The following is a 15,586-nucleotide window of genomic DNA, read 5'->3' on the forward strand; positions in this document are numbered from 1 at the left end:
ATCCCATGATCGAAAGCCAACGCCGCTCACGCGGAGTCAAGCTGATCGCGCGGACCATTGTAAGTAACTCCCCGACGCCATCCCCGGCCAGCGTATCGTGGTTAACCCGTGCCTTCACGATGCGCCTGAAGCCATGTGTTGGATTGCCGCTGCGACGTATTGGAGTCGCAATTGTGCTGAAATGGCGGCAGCTTAACTGTAGATTCCAAGGCTAAGCTTGCTGGCCAAGCGGCTCTACTTGGCTTGGGCTTTCAGATTGAGGCGGATCGGGATGTGGACCACGCCACCCTCGACCGGCTCGGCGTCGGCCGACCACAGATTCATCTTCATGTTGGAGGCAAGCTTCACAGCGGCCTCGGAGAAACCCAGGCCGTCGGGGTCGCCCGGCTCCGGCGCGCAGGCGGTCAAAGCGCCGTCGGCGGCGACCGTACAGCGGGCGACGCCGCGGCCGGTGGTGAGCCCGCTGGCGGCGGCTTCCGGCGGGAACAGCTTCAGGACGGCCTTCGGATCGAAGGCGGCGACCCAGGTCGGCGCCATGACGGTGCGCTGGGCGAGTTCGGCCGGTGGCGGGAAACGGATCGGCACGTCGACCCACAGCTCGCCGGAATGGCGCGTCTGGGCGAGCCGTGGCAGCACCCGGAACTTGGCGGCGGCCAGCGCGGTCGCTGCGGCGCCGAAGCCGAGCTTTTCCGGCGTCTCCTTGATGTTCTGGCAGCTCCAGAGCGCGCCCGTGCCGCGCACCTGGCAGTGGGCGACCGCATAGCCCTCGACGCCGCCCGCCTTGACCGGATAGGCCGCCGCCAGGTCGTCGAAGCTCGCCGCCGCCGACCAGACCGGGAAGTCGAGCATGGTGACCTGGCGCATCTGCAAGGGGTTGTGCAGGCCGAACGTGCCGCCCTTCATCGCCGCGGCCATGGTGACCTGGCTGTCGGTGCCCTTGAAGGTGATCGAGATGTTCTTGATGCCCGCGACCGGTCCGTCCGGCCCCAGGGTCGGCGCCAGCTTGAAGGTCGGACGCATCTCGAGGGCGGCCTTGCCGAAGCCCTTGCCGGTCGGCGCCTCGTAGGCGACCTCGCAGCGTTCGGCCAGGCCATGGGCGTCGACCAGGCAACGCAGGGTGACCCGACCGCCGAGGCCCGCGTGATAGGCCGTGCCCGGCCAGATCACCACCTGCTGGTCAATGTCGTCGTCCGTGCCCTGCATGTCGATCTTGGCGTCGGCGGGCGGCGGCTTGTTGTCCGGGCGCCTGAGCACCTCCAGCGGGGAGACGGTGGCGTCCGGCGGCGGAGCGGACGCGGCGGGTGGTGCGGGCGCTGCGGCCAGCATCAAGGCGAGGGCTTGCGCGATCATCCCCGTGTCTCCCAAACCGACGTCCCCCGGCGAAGCTTGCCACGCGCTGTGGGGCTTGGGTAGCGGCGGCTAGACGCTTCCCGGTTCAGAGGGATTTATCTGAACCGGACAAGACGGGTCCAATTCCAGGCATTTGGAGCGCGACGGACGGGTCAACCGGCTTCCACTTTACCCTGACGCCCTCTAGTCCGCATCGGGCTTGAGATTGAGCCGGATCGGGATGTCGATGACGCCGCCCTCCACTGGCTCGGCGTCTGCGGACCAGAGGTTCATCTTCATGGCCGAGGCCAGTTTCACCGCGGCTTCGGAGAAGCCCAGGCCGTCGGGCGAGCCCGGCTCGGGCCGGCAGTCGGTGAGCGCGCCGTCGGGGCCCACGACGCAGCGGGCGACGCCGCGCCCGGAGGTCACGCCGCTGGCGACAGCCTCCGGCGGGAACAGCTTGGGAACATGCCTGGCGTCGAAGCTGTCGACCCAGGTCGGGGCCGTCACGGCGCGGCGCGCCAACTCCTGACGCGTGGGGAAACGGATGGGGATATTGACCCACAGTTCGGAGTGCTGGGGGGGCTTGGTCAGGCTGGCGGCGACGCGGAACTTCGATGACAAGCTGAGCGCCGCGGCGCCGAACTCGCGCTGCTCGGGATCTTCCTTGATGACGCCGCACCGGTGGACCTCGCCCGAGTGCAGGACCACGCACCGAAGCACGACATAGCCGTCGCCGCCGTCCGCCTTCGCCGGATAGGCGGCCGCCAGGTCGTCGAAGGTCGGCGCAGCGCTCCACTGGGGGAAGTCGAGCAGGGTCACCGCCGTCATGGGCAGGGGCCTGCCCAGCATCATGCCGCCGATGTGCTGGAATTCGGGCGCGGTGAACTGCACGGCCACGTTCACCACCCGGCTGACGGGACCGTCGGGGCCTTGCGGGGGTGTTAGCTTCAGGGTCGGCCGCATCTCCAGCGCGGCGCGGCCGAAGCCGTGGCCGGTGGGGCTTTCGGAGGCCACGTCGCAGTGTTCCGCCAAGCCGTGGGTGTCGATCAGACAGCGCAAGGTAACCCGGCCATCGTAGCGCGCCTGATAGGCGGTGGCCGGCCAGAAGACGAACCGGGTGTCGGCGTCATCGCTGCTGGTGGGCATGTCGAGCTTGGCGTCGGGCGGCGGCGGCTTGCCGGGTGGCTTCAAGACCTCCAGCGGGGACACGGTCGCGGGCGGCACCGGGCCGGCGGCGGGGTCCGGCGGAGCGCTCGCGGCGAACATCAGGGCCAGAGCTTGCGCCAGCATCGGCGACCTCCCTCGCTGCGGCTATTTCGCCTCGGGTTTGAGGTTGAGACGGATCGGGATGTGGACCACGCCGCCCTCGACCGGCGCGCCGTCGGCCGACCAGAGGTTCATCTTCATGGCCGAGGCCAGCTTCACCGCCGCTTCGGAGAAACCCAGGCCGTCAGGGTCGCCGGGCTCCGGGGCGCAGGCGGTGAGGGCCCCGTCGGGCCCGACATCGCAGCGGGCGACGCCACGACCGGTGGACAGGCCGCCGGCGACGGCCTCGGGCGGGAAGAGTTTCGGCGTGGCGCGCGGATCGAAGCTGGCGACCCAGATCGGCGCCATGACCGTGCGGTCGGCGATCTCCGCCGGGGGCGGCAGGCGGATCGGCACGTCGACCCAGAGGTCGGCGCCATGCGGCGCGCGGGCCAGGGCCTCCGGCGCGATGCGGAACTTGGGCGTCAGGCTTAGCGCGGCCTTGGCGAAGCCGGCGTCGTGCGGCGCCTCCTTGATCGCCCCGCACTGTTGAAGAAGGCCTGCCTTGGGCCCGGCGCGGTCGACCTTGCAGTGGGCCGCCACATAGCCCTCAGCCCCGCCGCCGGTCGCCGGATAGGCGGCGGCCAGATCGTCGAAGTTGGGCGCGGCGGTCCACACGGGATCGTCGACCATGGTCACCTTGCGCATGGCCAGCGGATTGCCGCGCAGGGACGTCTGGGAGTCGACGAAGGCGCGGGTGTCGCCTCTGGCCTGCATGCGGGGGATCTCGGCGCTGGATCCCACCGTACCCACCAGCTCCTTGGCCGGCGGGACGAAGGTGAGGTTGAGGGTCATCGGGGCGGTGACCGGCTGGCCGTCCGGACCTTTGCGCGGGACCAGCTTGAAGGTCGGGCGAAGCTCCAGGGCTGCGGCGCCGAAGCCCTTGCCCGCCGGGCTCTCCGAAACCACGTGGCAGGTCTCGGCGAGACCGTGGGTGTCGACCTTGCAGTTCAGCCGCACGCGGCCTTCCGCGCCGGTCTGATAGGCCAACGCCGGCCAGACGGCCACGAAGTCGCCGCTCGCGGACTCGTCGTCGCTGGCGATGTCGACGACAGCGTCGGCGGGTGGCAGCTTGCCGGGTGGAGGCGCCTTGACCGTCAGGGGCGAGACGGTGCTCGCCGGCGCTTCGGGCGGAGCGGCCGCCGCGAACATCAGGGCCAGGACCTGCGCAAGCATCGCCGCGTCTCCGCCTCATCCGTGCGCTCGTGAGTGTGGCGCCGGAAGGCGGCCTTGGATAGCTAGGGCTTTGGCCCCGGCCTCGACTTCGCCTTTGGCTCCGGGCCGGATTTCGGCTTGGGCGGGTGGGCGTGGATATCGCGGTAGGCCCAGGAGAAGTCGGGGGTGCGCCGGCGCGCCATGCGCTGCTCGACCAGGGCGGCCAGCAGGGCCAGGGCAATCACCAGCCCCAGCGGGTGACCCGCGAGGGTGTGAGCGATTCGAAGGGCCTCTCCAGCTTGGCTCATCGGCCATGACCTAAACACGTGTCCCAGGCTCAGGCTAAACGCCCATGCCTAAGGCCCCGTGAAGCAAGTTGGCTAACGCTGTCCGATAGGCAGAAAGAAGGCCCCGGCTCTTGCGAACCGGGGCCCGATGGTGTCGTCGGAAGGGCGATTTAAGGCTATTCGCCGCCCTTGGCGGCGGCGCCCTTGGACGCGGCCTCCTGCTCCTGGCGGCGCGCGCCGCCGAGCATGCCGGGGAGCGCATAGTTACCCTCGTGGCAGGCGTATTCGTAGATCTGGCCGTTCAGCTTGTAAAACTCGTACTCGCCGCCCCAGGGCTTGGCCCAGGTGGTCGGATCGTCGATGGAATATTGATAGAGGACCCGGTCCTTGCCGTCGCGGCTGAAGCGCTCGGTGACCTTCAGGTCCTTCCAGGAGCCGTTGTAGGCCTGGGTCTGCGGGATGTTGGTGGTCTCGACCACCAGCGTATTGCCTTCCCAGTGGCCGACCGAGTCGCCCATCCAGGGCCGCACGCCGTCGGTGCGGTGGGTCCCGCCGATGCGCACGACGCGGGTGTCGTGGACCATCTCGACCTCGATGACGAAGGCGTCCTTGGTCTGCAGGAACTGGTAGTTGTTGTTGTAGAAGCCGTTGGGCAGCATCGGCGGACCGGCGTTGCGGCCGAAGCCCATGATGCAGCGCTCGCCGAGCGAACGGTTCTCCGGATTGTCGAACGAGCCCATGCCGCCACCGCCGCCGCGCGCGAAGCCGGCGGCCGGAGCCGCGGTCGGCAGGCGGGCCGGGTACTGGCCGTCCGGGGTGGTCAGGAACGAGGTGCGCGGCTCGCCGTGCACGCGCATGACCGCCGAGCCGGGATCGAGCCAGCCGCGGTTGTAGCCGCCCACATCGCCGCCGGCGGCGGCGAATTCCGGACGCAGCTTGGCGGGGTCTTCCTTGCCGCCCTCGGCCCCGGAATTGGGATCAGTCGGCTTGTTGCCTTCCACAACCTCCTGGGCCACCGCACCCTCCATCTTCTTCACCTCTTCCGGGGTGTAGGTGGACCGCGCGCCGAGCTTGGCCGGACGGCGCTCGGGCGTCATGGTGGCGTTGGACCAGAAGCCGCCCAGGTCGGGGTGGCCGTCGGAGGCCAGCGGGGTCTTGGCGTCGGCCTTGGCGTCGGGGGCCTTGGCGTCGGCGGCGACGGCCAGTTGGCTGGCGAAGACGATCGGCGCGGCGCAGAGCGCGGTTCCGACGGCGAGGATGAGAGCGCGGTTCACGGCTGACTCCAGGAAGAATGGTTCGCGCCTCAAGCGCGATGAATGGATCCACTAGCAAATTACGGCGTGGGGCGCCCTCGGGCAATGCGTCCCAGGGGCAAGGCCTTTCGCCGGCACGCCCCATTGCGCTTCCATCGTTGCGGAACTGTTTCAAGCGGGGTCGCCGAGGGGCGCGATTTTGCCGAAGTCCGGGCGCGACAGTGCCGCTCAAGGCCGCCGAGTCCCTCCCGGCGGCCTGACCGGCCGTCAGGCCGCGCCCGCTGCCACCGGGCCGGCTGACACCCCTCCAAAGGCTGGCCGGTCCAGAGCCCCCGACGCCGACACTCTCCAAGCGCCGGGGGCTCCGCCGAGGGCAAGCTACGCAGCCATCGGGCGCCCCTCGGCGACAAGGCACGCAATCGCCCGGGGACGACCGTCACCCTGAGGCGCGGCGCCTGACCGGCAGATGAACCATGGCGGAGCTTCAGGCGGTCGGGGGATCGGGGGACTGCGTCGGCTCGGGTGACGCCGGGGCCGCGGCCTCGGGCGCTGCGGGCGGATCAGCGACCACCGCGGAGACGTCCGTGGCGGGTGGCGTCTCGGCCGCCTCCGCCGTCGTATCCGCCGTGGCGGCGCGCGGCGTGGGCCTAGGCGCGGGCGGCGCTGCGGCCTGGGCCGGAGCAACGCCGTTGGCCATCTCAATGCGCAGGGAGGCTTCCTGCTGTGGCGGAAACGGCGAGGGCGCCGAGGCGGACGCCATCTGGCGGCCCAGGCCGACGGCGAAACCCCCGGCGGCAAGGAGGGCGAGGCTCGCCACGGCAAGGGCGCTCAGGCGGCGGGAATGGGGGCGGATGTCGAGGGCGGCCATAGCACCTCAACCCGGCGTCCGCCCCTTCGTTCCAGCGGGAGGCGAGTCGCCTCGCGCGGGCGCCGCTGCGGGACGCCGAGGTGCTAGTTTGGCGTCTCCGGGACCGTGGCGCTGGTCGGCTCGCCGTAGGTGTTCACGTAGGCCGGATTGGAGCCGGCGTCGGCGAAGGCCTGGCGCACCTGGCCTATGGCGTCGCGCACGGCCACGTCCTTGCATGACTTGCCGATGTTGTGGTTCGAGGCCGGGTCCTGGTTCAGCTGGTCGCAGAGCCGGCCGGCGGTGTCGTTGACGCGCCGCAGCAGCCGGTCGCGGTCGGAGCGCAGGGTCAGGTCTAGGTCGGCGTAGCTGACGGTGTCGCTGAGGCTCATGGCGCGGGGGCCGTGGCCGGTGACGGTGAGTTCGTCGAGGCCTTGGGCGAGAGCGGGCGCGCCGGCGCAGAGCGCGGCGGCGGTGAGGGTGGCGAGCGCGAGATTGCGCATGGTGGTGGTCTCCTTGATCTCCGGACCGCGGGGATGAGGGAGCGCGGTCCGGTAAGGTCCGAGCAACCCGCAAACACAGAACGCGGTTCCGACAGCCATGCTGGCGGCGCGCGCTCAGGCGTCCTTGCCGGCCTTTATGGCCTTGGGCACCAGGAACAGGATCGGCAGGATCGCGGCGTAGACGGCCATGGTCGCCCAGATGGCGGTGTTGAACCCGCCGTGGTGCTCGTAGAGGTCCGCGCCCCAGACGTCGCCGAACCGGGTCGAGATCCAGTAGAGCGACAGGAACAGCATCATCATGGTGCCCTCCAGCCCCTTGGGGCAGGAGCGCATGGCCAGGTCAGTGAAGGCGGCCTGGCCGATGCCGCCCAGCAGGCCCAGGGGGACCGCCGCCCAGAGCGCGCCGGACGCCGAATGGATGAACAGCAGCGAAGCCATCTGCGGCACCGCCATCACCGCGCCGATCCACAGCAGGGTCCCGAGCTTCAGCCGCTGGGCGAGCCAGGCGTAGAGCAGATAGACCGGCAGGAAGCCAACGTAGAAGATCGAGAAGAAGGCGCCCACCTGGGCGTCGCTGGCCTTCAGGTCATTGGCCATGTGGTACTGCAGGGCCACGCCTGCGCCCGGCGCGAACTGCCAGAGCAGCTGGATCATCACCACCGGCCAGATCGCCCAGGTGCGGAGCAGGCGCAGCGCATCGGCGCCGGCGGTCAGACGTCGGACCGGCGCTTCGGCCGCGGCCCCGGCCCTGGCGTCTTCGAACAGGCGCTTGGGCCCAAAGGCGCCGAAGGCGGTCATGGCGATCATGAGCCCGGCGCCCAGCAGGAAGATGATCCGCGCCGCGGTGATCGCCCCGCGGCCTTCCAAGAGGCCGCTCAGGATGCCGCCCAGGATGAAGGCGATGGCCTGGGGAGCCAGGATCGCGCCGTTCATCACCGTGCTCATCTGGCCCGACATGGCGTGGTGGCGTCCAACCGAGGAGGCGAGGCCCGCCGCGGCGCCGCCCACGAACTGCATCAGGATGGTGAGCAGGAAGACGCCGGCCAGCAGCGTCGCGTAGCTGGGCGCGACGAAGGCCATCACCGCGAAGAGAACCGCGCAGGCGAGACCGAATACCACCAGGTGGCCGCGGTCGCCGGCCCCGAACGGGCTCCAGCGGTCGCGGATGAAGCCGAAGACGAAGCCGACGAACAGCGGGATGGCGCAGATCAGGTTGAACTGGGCGACCTGATTGGCGTCCAGATGCAGGCGGTTCTTCAGGAAAAAGGTGATCGGCAGGCCAATCATGCCTTGGTACGGGGCGGCGAAGTTGATGATCAGGATCGGCACGCCGGCATAGAGCAGGAGCCGCAGCCGCTTGCCGCCGTGCAGCGGAGTGGCGTGTTCGCCGGGAATCTCTTCGATCGTCGCGGCCGCCGCCTCTGACATGCTCGCACTCCCCGAACGGGTTAGGCGTAGCCTGCGCAACGGCGAAGCGGAAGGCCTGCGCCGGCCCGCGGCCCACGGCATTTGCAGCGGCGCCCTTGCTTTGGGCTCCGGACGGTCGCACGGCGCCGGCAAGCGGTGCTAGGCTCGGCCCTGGCTAAGGTTGAAGGGAGGCTCGGGACATGGCGCACAATCTGATGGTTTCGGTTCTGGCGGCGGCGGCTGTCGCGGGCGCGGCGATGGCGGCGGTTCCGGCGAACCTGACCGCGGCGCTCGGCGACCAGAAGCGGCCGCCGGCGGACTCCTCGCGCGATGTGGCCCGCAAGCCCGCCGAGCTGTTGGCGCTGGCCGAGGTGAAGCCGGGCCAGAAGGTCGCCGACTTCATGATGGGCGGCGGCTATTTCACCCGCATCCTGTCGCCGGCCGTCGGGCCGAGCGGCAAGGTCTACGCCTATCAGTCGAGCGAGTTCGTCAAGTTCCGGGCCGCCTATGCGACCGAGCAGTCCACGGTGGCCGCCGACTATTCCAACGTCATCCCGCTGACCGCCCCGATCGCCAGCGCCGGTCTGCCCGATGGCCTGGACCTGGTGCTGACGGTCCAGAACTACCACGACCTGCACCTGAAGGCCTTCCCGGCCGGCACCGCCGATGCGGCCAACAAGGAGATCTTCAAGGCGCTGAAGCCGGGCGGTCTCTATGTGATCGTCGACCACGCCGCCGCGCCGGGCGCGCCCCTGACCGTCGCCGACACCCAGCACCGCATCGACGAGGCCATCGTCAAGACGGAGGTCGAGGCGGCGGGGTTCAAGCTCGCAGCCGAGGACGACAAGCTGCTGGGCAACCCGGCAGACCCGCACGACAAGCTGGTCTTCGACCCCTCGATCCGTGGGCACACCGACCAGTTCGTGCTGAAGTTCCGCAAGCCGAAGTAGCGCGCTCGGCGACACGCAGGGAGTACCGCCATGCCGATCAAGATGCTGTTCACGCCCAATGGGTCGATCGTGGTCGGGGGCGATCTTTCGGAGCTGAAGCTGACGGATTCCACCGGCAAGCCGATCGACATCTCCGGCGAGACCAAGCTCTTCCTGTGCCGCTGCGGCGCCTCAAAGACCAAGCCGTTCTGCGACGGCAGCCACGAGACGGCGGGCTTCCAGGCGGCGGAGGCTGCGGCGGCGCCGGGCTGAACCGGACACACTAAGTCGGGTGGCGGAGGGACGCGACGCGGGGCGTCTGATTCAGTAGAATGCGCGCCGAGGGGCGCGGTCGGGGATTGAACGGGCGTGAGTATTGCCGAAGACGTCGAGACCATCGGCGCTATCGACGTTGTTCCGATGATCCTGGAGGTCATCTGCCACACGACGGGCATGGGGTTCGCCGCCATCGCCCGGGTGACCGAGGACCGCTGGGTGGCCTGCGCCGTGCGCGACGAGATCGCCTTCGGCCTGGTGGCTGGAGGCGAGCTTGAGGTCCAGACCACCATCTGCCACGAGATCCGCCAGAGCGGTCAGGCGGTGGTGATCGACCACGTGTCGGAAGACCCCGATTTCCGCGGCCACCACACGCCGGCGCAGTACGGCTTCCAGAGCTACATCTCCCAGCCGATCTTCCGGAACGGCGAGTTCTTCGGAACGCTGTGCTCGATCGATCCCAGGCCCGCGCGGCTGAAGAACCCGCAGGTGACGGGGATGTTCAAGCTGTTCGCCGACCTGATCGGCTATCACATGGACACCCAGGACCGGCTGGCGCGCAGCGAGGCGGCGCTGCTCAGCGCGCAGCAAGCGGCGGAGCTGCGCGAACAGATCATCGCGGTGCTGGGCCATGACCTGCGCAACCCGCTCGCCTCGATCCAGGCGGGCGGGCGGCTGCTGGCCCGGACGCCGCTCGACGAGCGGGCCAAGACGCTGGTGAGCGCCATGCAGGCCAGCGTCCTGCGCATGGCCGGCCTGATCGACAATGTGATGGACTTCGCCCGCACCCGCCTGGGCGGCGGCTTCGAGGTCGAGCGGCGCCATAGCCCTGGCCTCGCCGACACCATCCGGCAGGTCGTCGACGAGCTGCGGCTGGCCCATCCGGACCGCGAGTTCGTGGCCGACGTGGCACTGGAGGCGCCGGTCGCCTGCGATGACGGCCGCGTGGCGCAGTTGCTCTCCAACCTCCTGGCCAATGCGCTGCGACACGGGGCGGAGGATGCGCCGGTGACGGTGCGGGCGCGAACGCGGGACGGACGCTTCGAGCTTTCGGTGTCCAATGCCGGCGAACCGATCCCACCGGCGCGGCTGGCGGTGCTGTTCGAACCCTTCACCCGAGCCGCGCACCATCACGGCCAGGAGGGCCTGGGGCTTGGCCTCTACATCGCCGCCGAGATCGCCCGCGCGCACGGCGGAGCCCTGGGCGTGACGTCGGACGCAGTGGAGACGCGCTTTTCGTTCGAGATGCCGCTGGCCTAGGCCAGCGGGCGCTGCGGCGGCGCAGGCTCAGGCGGCGGCGAGCCGGCGGCGGCGGCGGATCGCGACGCCCAGACCGCCGAAGCCGAGCAGCATCAGGGTCCAGGCCGCCGGCTCGGGCACCGCGACCAGCGACACGCCGTCGAGAAAGGCCACAGGCGGCAGGTTGCCGACCGGCGTGCCGACGGCGAGGAACGACAGCGTCTGGGTGGTGGTCTGGGCGACGAAGTCGAAGTTCACCAGTTGCCAGCCCGAGAAGTCGCCGGGCGGGACGCAGCCGTTGCAACCGGGATGGCTGTTGGTGAAGACCGAGGTCGCGAAGCTGCTGGTCCCGAAGGTCCCGGTCAGCTGGGAGGTCTGGTAGCCGGTCCGGTCATACAGTTCGCCGCCGGCCCAATAGAAGCTGAGGTCGTATTCCTGGCCCACCGTCAGGCCGCCGACGCTCTGGCTGAATGCGCCCGAGAAGCCCGGATCGGCGTCCAGCACCATGTAGGCGCCGCCGTCGGGGCTGTCGCCAGTGAAGTTTACGTTCGGCCGCTGGCCGTTCTCGCCCCACCGGTTCGCCGCGTCGACGCCGGTGAGACCGCCAGCTTCCGAGCCGTTGCCGTAGAAGTAGATATTGTAGGCGGTGCCCCCGGCGGAGGTCCAACCGGTCACCGCGCCGGCGTCGCCGAAGGCGCCGTCCACCTCGATGCCGCTCGCCGACGGCGGAGCATTCGCACCCGCCGGATTGAGCGTGTTGAAGCTGCCGTTCTGGATCAGGTTGGCGGCCTGCGCGCCCGAGGCGACGCCGATCGCCAACGCAAGGGCCGTGAGTGCCGGCAGACGCATTTTTGAGTTCCCCGAACACCGATATAGATGTCAGGGAACATGGTTAACGCAAGCCGGAAACACGACAACCGGATTCCCTCTGGGCGCGAAGAAAATCGTTCGTCCGAAACGGATGGCGCAGCCGTCCGTACACCCCATCTGCAGGAGAGACTTCACCGGGAGGGTTCCACATGTTCGATCATCTATCCGTCGGCGTCCGCGATCTGGCCGCCGCGCGCGCGTTCTACGACGCGTTCCTGGCCCCGCTGGGCCACAGCTTCACCCACGCCAACGACGCGGAGCTGGGCTACGGCCCGGTCGGCCTGGCCGCGCAACTCTACCTCTACCCGGTGGCCGGGGAGCGGGTGGCGGGCCTGGGGACCCACATCGCCTTTTCCGCCGACAGCCGGGCCGCGGTGGACGCGGCCTATGCGGCGGCGCTGGGCGCCGGGGCGACCAGCGTGCGGCCCGCCGGCCTGCACCCCGACATCGCCGCCGGCTACTACGGCGCGATCCTCTACGACCCGGACGGCAACAAGCTGGAGATCGTCGCGGGGACCATGCACTGAGCGGCTGGCCGACGCTGCGCGGTCGGGCTGTGGCATATGGCCGATCAGCCCGTCCCTTGCCGACGGGATCCGGCGGTGGCGATCAGCCGGCCGCCCTGCCAGAGCTCGGCGCGGATGTCGGCGCGAGGCGATGGCGCCAGTCGGCGCAGCGCCTCGTCGTCGGTCGTGCAGTAGAAGCTCTCGTCGGGCTGCAGACGCCCGTTTCTGTGGACCAGGTAGATGCGGTAGACAGCCATGTTCTGGCTCCTTCAGGCCCCGGCGCAAGGCTCTAGTCCCGCGTGGCGCCGGGGGTATGTCGGGTGCAAGACCGCGCCGTCATGCGCCCGCCTTAGTTATGGCGGAGCTTAGCTGCGGCCCGCGCGTTGACAGGTTGCGGCGGGTTGTGCGCGCCGCGGGGAGGGTGAAGACGGATGCTCCGCAGCTTGCTTCAGGCCTTCACCAGCCCAGCGGCCGGGCCGGTGGGTTTCGCTCTGGCGTTGCTGATGTGCGCTCTGCTGGTCGCCTCAACCGTAGAGGCGGAGCGCAACGAGACGGCGCTCCGCGCCCAGGTCGCGACGCTGACGGCGATCAACCAGAGGAACGGCCTGGCGCTGCACGCGCGCCTGGCGGCCTGCGAAGGTGGGCCGGCGGACCTGGCGCGCAGCCGCGCGGCCAATGCGGCGCTGACGCCGGAACAGCGGGCTGAGCGGCTGGCGGCCAACGAACCGCAGGGCTTCGATGTCTGCGCCCGCATGGAAAGCGCTGACCGCGCCGTGCTCGAGACCCTGAAATGAGGCCAGGCGCGTGGCGATCCGCGGCGACGCTGGCGGCCTGCGCGCTGGGGCTTGGCGCTTGCCAGAGCCTGCAGCCGAAGAGTGCGCCGCCGCACCTTGCCGTACCACCGCTCGCCAAAGCCCCGGCGCCGGCCGCGCCGCCGCCGCAGGTGGTGACCGTGACGGCGGCGGCCAAGTCCTGCGTGTCCAAAGCCCTGCCGCGCGCGCCCAAATATCCCGACACCGACGCGGCCCTGCGTGACGCCGGCGGTGCGGCCGATCGCTATCAGCTGATGGCCGCTGGCCGCCTGCTGCGCGAGAAACGGCTGGCCGACCTGGAGAAGGTGGTCGACGGCTGCCGGTGAAATCCCTCCCCATCGAGGGAGGTGGCCCGAAGGGCCGGCGGGGGTCCGCTCAAACCGACGGGGAAGCCCCCTCAGTCAGCTTCGCTGACAGCTCCCCGACGGGGAGCAACTTGGTTCTCGCCGCTAGTCCGTCCCGCTGGTCCCCGCGGCCTTGCCGGCCTCAGCTTCCTTTTCCTGGGTGCGGGCGCCGGCCAGGATTCCGGGCAGCGCGTAGTTGCCCTCGTGGCAGGCGTATTCGTAGATCGGTCCCTTGGTGGTGTTGAGCGCCACCTCGCCCGTGTAGGGCGCGGTGTAGATTTTCGGATCGTCGACCGTGAAGCTGTATTTGATCTGATTGGGCCCGACGCGGGTGAAGCGCTCGACGATCTTGGATCCCACTGAGGCGCCGCGGAAGTTCTGTTCGGGCCGCATGTTGGTGGTCTCGACGACCAGGGTGTCGCCGTCCCAATGGCCGATCGAGTCGCCCATCCAGAGCTTCACGTCGGCGGGCGGATGGCTGCCGGCGAGGCGGATGTGGCGCAGGTCGTGGACCATCTCGACCTCGATGGCGACCTCGTCCTTGGTCTGCACGATCTGGTAGTTGTTGTTGTAGAGCAGCGGCAGCATCGGCGGGCCGGCCGACGACCCGAAGCTCATGATGCAGCGCTCTCCCAGCGAGCGGTTCTCGGGATTGTCGAAGGAGGCGCGCCGCGCGCCGGCGAAGCGAGCCTGCATGCTGGCCGCGGCGTCCTTGGTCATCGGCGGCAGGCGGCCGTTGGCCGGCGAGACGATGATCGAGTCCCGCTTCACGCCGCCCATGTCGATGATCGTGGTGCCGGGGTCCACCCAGGCCGAGTTGTAGCCGCAGTCGACGCCGACGAAGCCCCGGCCGCAGTTCTGCGGCAGGTCGGTGACCTTGGCATTGGGGTCGGTGGGCTTGTTGCCGTCAGCCACCAGCTGGGCGTTGGCGCCTTCCAGCTCCTTCACCTCTTTGTCGGTGAGCGCCAGGCGGTCGCCGAACTTCACGTCCCGCTCGAAGGGGGTGATGGTGGCGTTGGTCCAGTTCCCCTGCAGGTCCGGCTGGCCATAGGCCGTGCGCGGGGCGTGGTAGGCGCCGGTCTGCGCGAAAGCGGCTGAGGCCGCGGCGAGGGCGACGCAAACCGCCGCCGATGAGATCAGTGCGAGCTTCATGGTCAGCGCCTCCCCGCGCCCATCGGCGCGGTCCTCTAAGTGGGACTCTGAAATACCGATCTTTCGAGGATACGCCCTGTCCCGCGGCGCCGCCAAGAGGCGGCAAGCCTTGAACCGTTCGGCGGGCTGTGCGAGGGCGACGCCATGAGCGACGAACTTCCCGACCGACCCACTTTGCCGGACAGACTGGCCACCGACCCCGATAGTCCGTTCTATGACGCCGAGATCCTGGCGCGGAACGTGGGCGTGCGCTTCAAGGGCGAGGACAAGACCAACGTCGACGAATACTGCGTCTCGGAGGGCTGGGTGAAGCTGGCGGTCGGCAAGACCCTCGACCGCCGCGGCAAGCAGCTGACCATCAAGCTGAACGGCCCGGTCGAGCCCTATTTCCGCGACGCGGACTAAACCCGCCGCGGCCGCTGGCGGGGCCTTAACCTTCCAGGCAGGGATACGTGCATAACCTGCGACCATCGGACATGGCGAAACCTGTCCGTGTTCGGTGAAATAAGGCGATCCCGGGGCAGGAGAGCGCGATGTTCGATCTCAGCGTGGTGGCGTTCGACGGGCGTTGGCTGCTGGTCGATGAGTCCGAAGGCGAACTCGGCGAGTACGCCACCAAGGACGAGGCGCTGAAGGCGGCCGGCGATTTCGCCGTGCTCGACCGCGAGCCGCGCCATGTGCTGATCCAGGACGATGTGGGCGAGTGGGATGAGACCATCGTCGAACCGCCTCTGATGCACTGAGGGCGTCGCCCGGTCTCCAAGGACCACGAAACTCACGAAGAGGCGGCCATCCGCAGTCCGGGGCTACGGCCGGACAGGACGCCGCCGTGAAACGTCATTTCGGGGTTTTCGTGCATTTCGGAGGAAATAAAACGGCTCAGCCATCGGCGGCTGTGCTTCGTTTCGACCCTGAGGTGCGCTGAAACATAGGCGCCCAACCCAGGCCCCGTTCCCGCGAGTACAAGACACCCGCCGCCAATGGCCAGCTTGCGGGAGGTTCCCTTGCCCAACTTCATCTGGCCGAACCTGAAGCGTCGAGACGTGGGGCCCGCCGGCGAATTCAGCCGCGTGCTGCACTGGATGGGCGTGATCGCGGCGGGCCTGTGCCTGCTGCTCGCCGTCGAGTTCGCCGTCGAGGGCTGGGCGACCCACCTCAGCCGAGATCTGGTGGCCGCCGCCGTCGCCCTGGCGTTGGGCGCCCGCGGCCTGCGCTACATGCTGGCGCGGGAGTAGCTTGCCAAGGTGACGGGCGCAGCGTTTGTTCACGTCATGAGCGATGGCGTTGAAATCCCTCCGGACGGCTGGAAGCACACCGGCGTGCGCGTGGTCCCCGGCGACCAGCTGGGCGAGGTCAACGCCACGACGCCCGG

20 protein-coding genes are annotated in these 15,586 nt (G+C 69.4%); 9 read left to right on the forward strand and 11 right to left on the reverse strand.

What is annotated here, in order from left to right:
- Positions 1–234: 234 nt before the first annotated feature.
- The 8 genes from E8A12_RS18405 to E8A12_RS18440 all read right to left on the reverse strand — a co-directional run bounded on the left by E8A12_RS18405 (position 235) and on the right by E8A12_RS18440 (position 8,107).
- Positions 235–1,350: an energy transducer TonB gene (locus E8A12_RS18405; protein ID WP_293371526.1), complete on the reverse strand. Its 1,116-nt coding sequence runs from the start codon at positions 1,348–1,350 to the stop codon at positions 235–237.
- A 183-nt stretch (positions 1,351–1,533) separates the two neighbouring features.
- Positions 1,534–2,622 (reverse strand): TonB family protein, encoded by a 1,089-nt coding sequence (locus E8A12_RS18410; RefSeq protein ID WP_293371529.1) that lies wholly within the window; start codon positions 2,620–2,622, stop codon positions 1,534–1,536.
- Between the two features lie 21 nt (positions 2,623–2,643).
- On the reverse strand, positions 2,644–3,813 hold the full coding sequence (locus E8A12_RS18415; protein ID WP_293371531.1) for a TonB family protein: 1,170 nt from the start codon (positions 3,811–3,813) through the stop codon (positions 2,644–2,646).
- Positions 3,814–3,875: 62 nt separating this feature from the next.
- Entirely contained in the window at positions 3,876–4,100 is a 225-nt protein-coding gene (locus E8A12_RS18420) for a hypothetical protein (RefSeq protein WP_293371533.1), read from the reverse strand.
- 155 nt (positions 4,101–4,255) lie between these two features.
- Positions 4,256–5,353, reverse strand: coding sequence for a hypothetical protein (locus E8A12_RS18425; RefSeq protein ID WP_293371535.1), 1,098 nt, complete (start codon positions 5,351–5,353; stop codon positions 4,256–4,258).
- Between the two features lie 463 nt (positions 5,354–5,816).
- The gene (locus E8A12_RS18430; protein WP_293371537.1) at positions 5,817–6,200 is read right to left on the reverse strand and encodes a hypothetical protein; all 384 of its coding nucleotides are present in this window, start codon (positions 6,198–6,200) and stop codon (positions 5,817–5,819) included.
- 83 nt (positions 6,201–6,283) lie between these two features.
- Positions 6,284–6,679 (reverse strand): UrcA family protein, encoded by a 396-nt coding sequence (locus E8A12_RS18435; protein ID WP_293371539.1) that lies wholly within the window; start codon positions 6,677–6,679, stop codon positions 6,284–6,286.
- Between the two features lie 114 nt (positions 6,680–6,793).
- Entirely contained in the window at positions 6,794–8,107 is a 1,314-nt protein-coding gene (locus E8A12_RS18440) for an MFS transporter (RefSeq protein ID WP_293371541.1), read from the reverse strand.
- Positions 8,108–8,286: 179 nt separating this feature from the next.
- Between E8A12_RS18440 and E8A12_RS18445 the strand changes: the two genes are divergently transcribed.
- The 3 genes from E8A12_RS18445 to E8A12_RS18455 all read left to right on the forward strand — a co-directional run bounded on the left by E8A12_RS18445 (position 8,287) and on the right by E8A12_RS18455 (position 10,551).
- On the forward strand, positions 8,287–9,036 hold the full coding sequence (locus E8A12_RS18445) for a methyltransferase (RefSeq protein WP_293371543.1): 750 nt from the start codon (positions 8,287–8,289) through the stop codon (positions 9,034–9,036).
- Positions 9,037–9,066: 30 nt separating this feature from the next.
- Complete coding sequence (locus E8A12_RS18450; protein WP_293371545.1) at positions 9,067–9,288, forward strand: CDGSH iron-sulfur domain-containing protein; 222 nt, start codon at positions 9,067–9,069, stop codon at positions 9,286–9,288.
- A gap of 96 nt (positions 9,289–9,384) precedes the next feature.
- On the forward strand, positions 9,385–10,551 hold the full coding sequence (locus tag E8A12_RS18455) for a GAF domain-containing sensor histidine kinase (protein ID WP_293371547.1): 1,167 nt from the start codon (positions 9,385–9,387) through the stop codon (positions 10,549–10,551).
- 27 nt (positions 10,552–10,578) lie between these two features.
- Here E8A12_RS18455 and E8A12_RS18460 read toward each other — a convergent pair whose 3' ends face one another.
- Positions 10,579–11,379, reverse strand: a complete 801-nt coding sequence (locus E8A12_RS18460) for a PEPxxWA-CTERM sorting domain-containing protein (RefSeq protein ID WP_293371549.1) — start codon at positions 11,377–11,379, stop codon at positions 10,579–10,581.
- 170 nt (positions 11,380–11,549) lie between these two features.
- Here E8A12_RS18460 and E8A12_RS18465 point away from each other — a divergent pair, with 170 nt between their 5' ends.
- Positions 11,550–11,927 (forward strand): VOC family protein, encoded by a 378-nt coding sequence (locus E8A12_RS18465; RefSeq protein WP_293371551.1) that lies wholly within the window; start codon positions 11,550–11,552, stop codon positions 11,925–11,927.
- A 44-nt stretch (positions 11,928–11,971) separates the two neighbouring features.
- On the opposite strand, the gene E8A12_RS18470 is transcribed toward E8A12_RS18465, so the two are convergent.
- Positions 11,972–12,163: a hypothetical protein gene (locus E8A12_RS18470; RefSeq protein ID WP_293371553.1), complete on the reverse strand. Its 192-nt coding sequence runs from the start codon at positions 12,161–12,163 to the stop codon at positions 11,972–11,974.
- 174 nt (positions 12,164–12,337) lie between these two features.
- Here E8A12_RS18470 and E8A12_RS18475 point away from each other — a divergent pair, with 174 nt between their 5' ends.
- Together E8A12_RS18475 and E8A12_RS18480 are read left to right on the forward strand one after the other, a co-directional pair.
- Positions 12,338–12,700, forward strand: a complete 363-nt coding sequence (locus tag E8A12_RS18475; protein ID WP_293371555.1) for a hypothetical protein — start codon at positions 12,338–12,340, stop codon at positions 12,698–12,700.
- Positions 12,697–13,044, forward strand: a complete 348-nt coding sequence (locus E8A12_RS18480) for a hypothetical protein (RefSeq protein ID WP_293371557.1) — start codon at positions 12,697–12,699, stop codon at positions 13,042–13,044. Before E8A12_RS18475 ends, E8A12_RS18480 begins: the two co-directional genes overlap by 4 nt.
- 123 nt (positions 13,045–13,167) lie before the next feature.
- On the opposite strand, the gene E8A12_RS18485 is transcribed toward E8A12_RS18480, so the two are convergent.
- A complete protein-coding gene (locus E8A12_RS18485) occupies positions 13,168–14,214 on the reverse strand; it encodes a hypothetical protein (protein ID WP_293371559.1) in 1,047 nt (348 codons plus the stop codon).
- 144 nt (positions 14,215–14,358) lie between these two features.
- Between E8A12_RS18485 and E8A12_RS18490 the strand changes: the two genes are divergently transcribed.
- The 3 genes from E8A12_RS18490 (at position 14,359) to E8A12_RS18500 (ending at position 15,449) form a co-directional block, all read left to right on the forward strand.
- Positions 14,359–14,619, forward strand: a complete 261-nt coding sequence (locus E8A12_RS18490) for a DUF3297 family protein (RefSeq protein ID WP_293371561.1) — start codon at positions 14,359–14,361, stop codon at positions 14,617–14,619.
- A gap of 128 nt (positions 14,620–14,747) precedes the next feature.
- On the forward strand, positions 14,748–14,957 hold the full coding sequence (locus tag E8A12_RS18495; RefSeq protein ID WP_293371563.1) for a hypothetical protein: 210 nt from the start codon (positions 14,748–14,750) through the stop codon (positions 14,955–14,957).
- Positions 14,958–15,218: 261 nt separating this feature from the next.
- Positions 15,219–15,449 (forward strand): hypothetical protein, encoded by a 231-nt coding sequence (locus E8A12_RS18500; RefSeq protein ID WP_293371565.1) that lies wholly within the window; start codon positions 15,219–15,221, stop codon positions 15,447–15,449.
- The last annotated feature ends 137 nt before the right edge of the window (positions 15,450–15,586 follow it).

The sequence above is a fragment of the Phenylobacterium sp. genome (genome assembly GCF_004799395.1).
GTDB lineage: Bacteria > Pseudomonadota > Alphaproteobacteria > Caulobacterales > Caulobacteraceae > Phenylobacterium.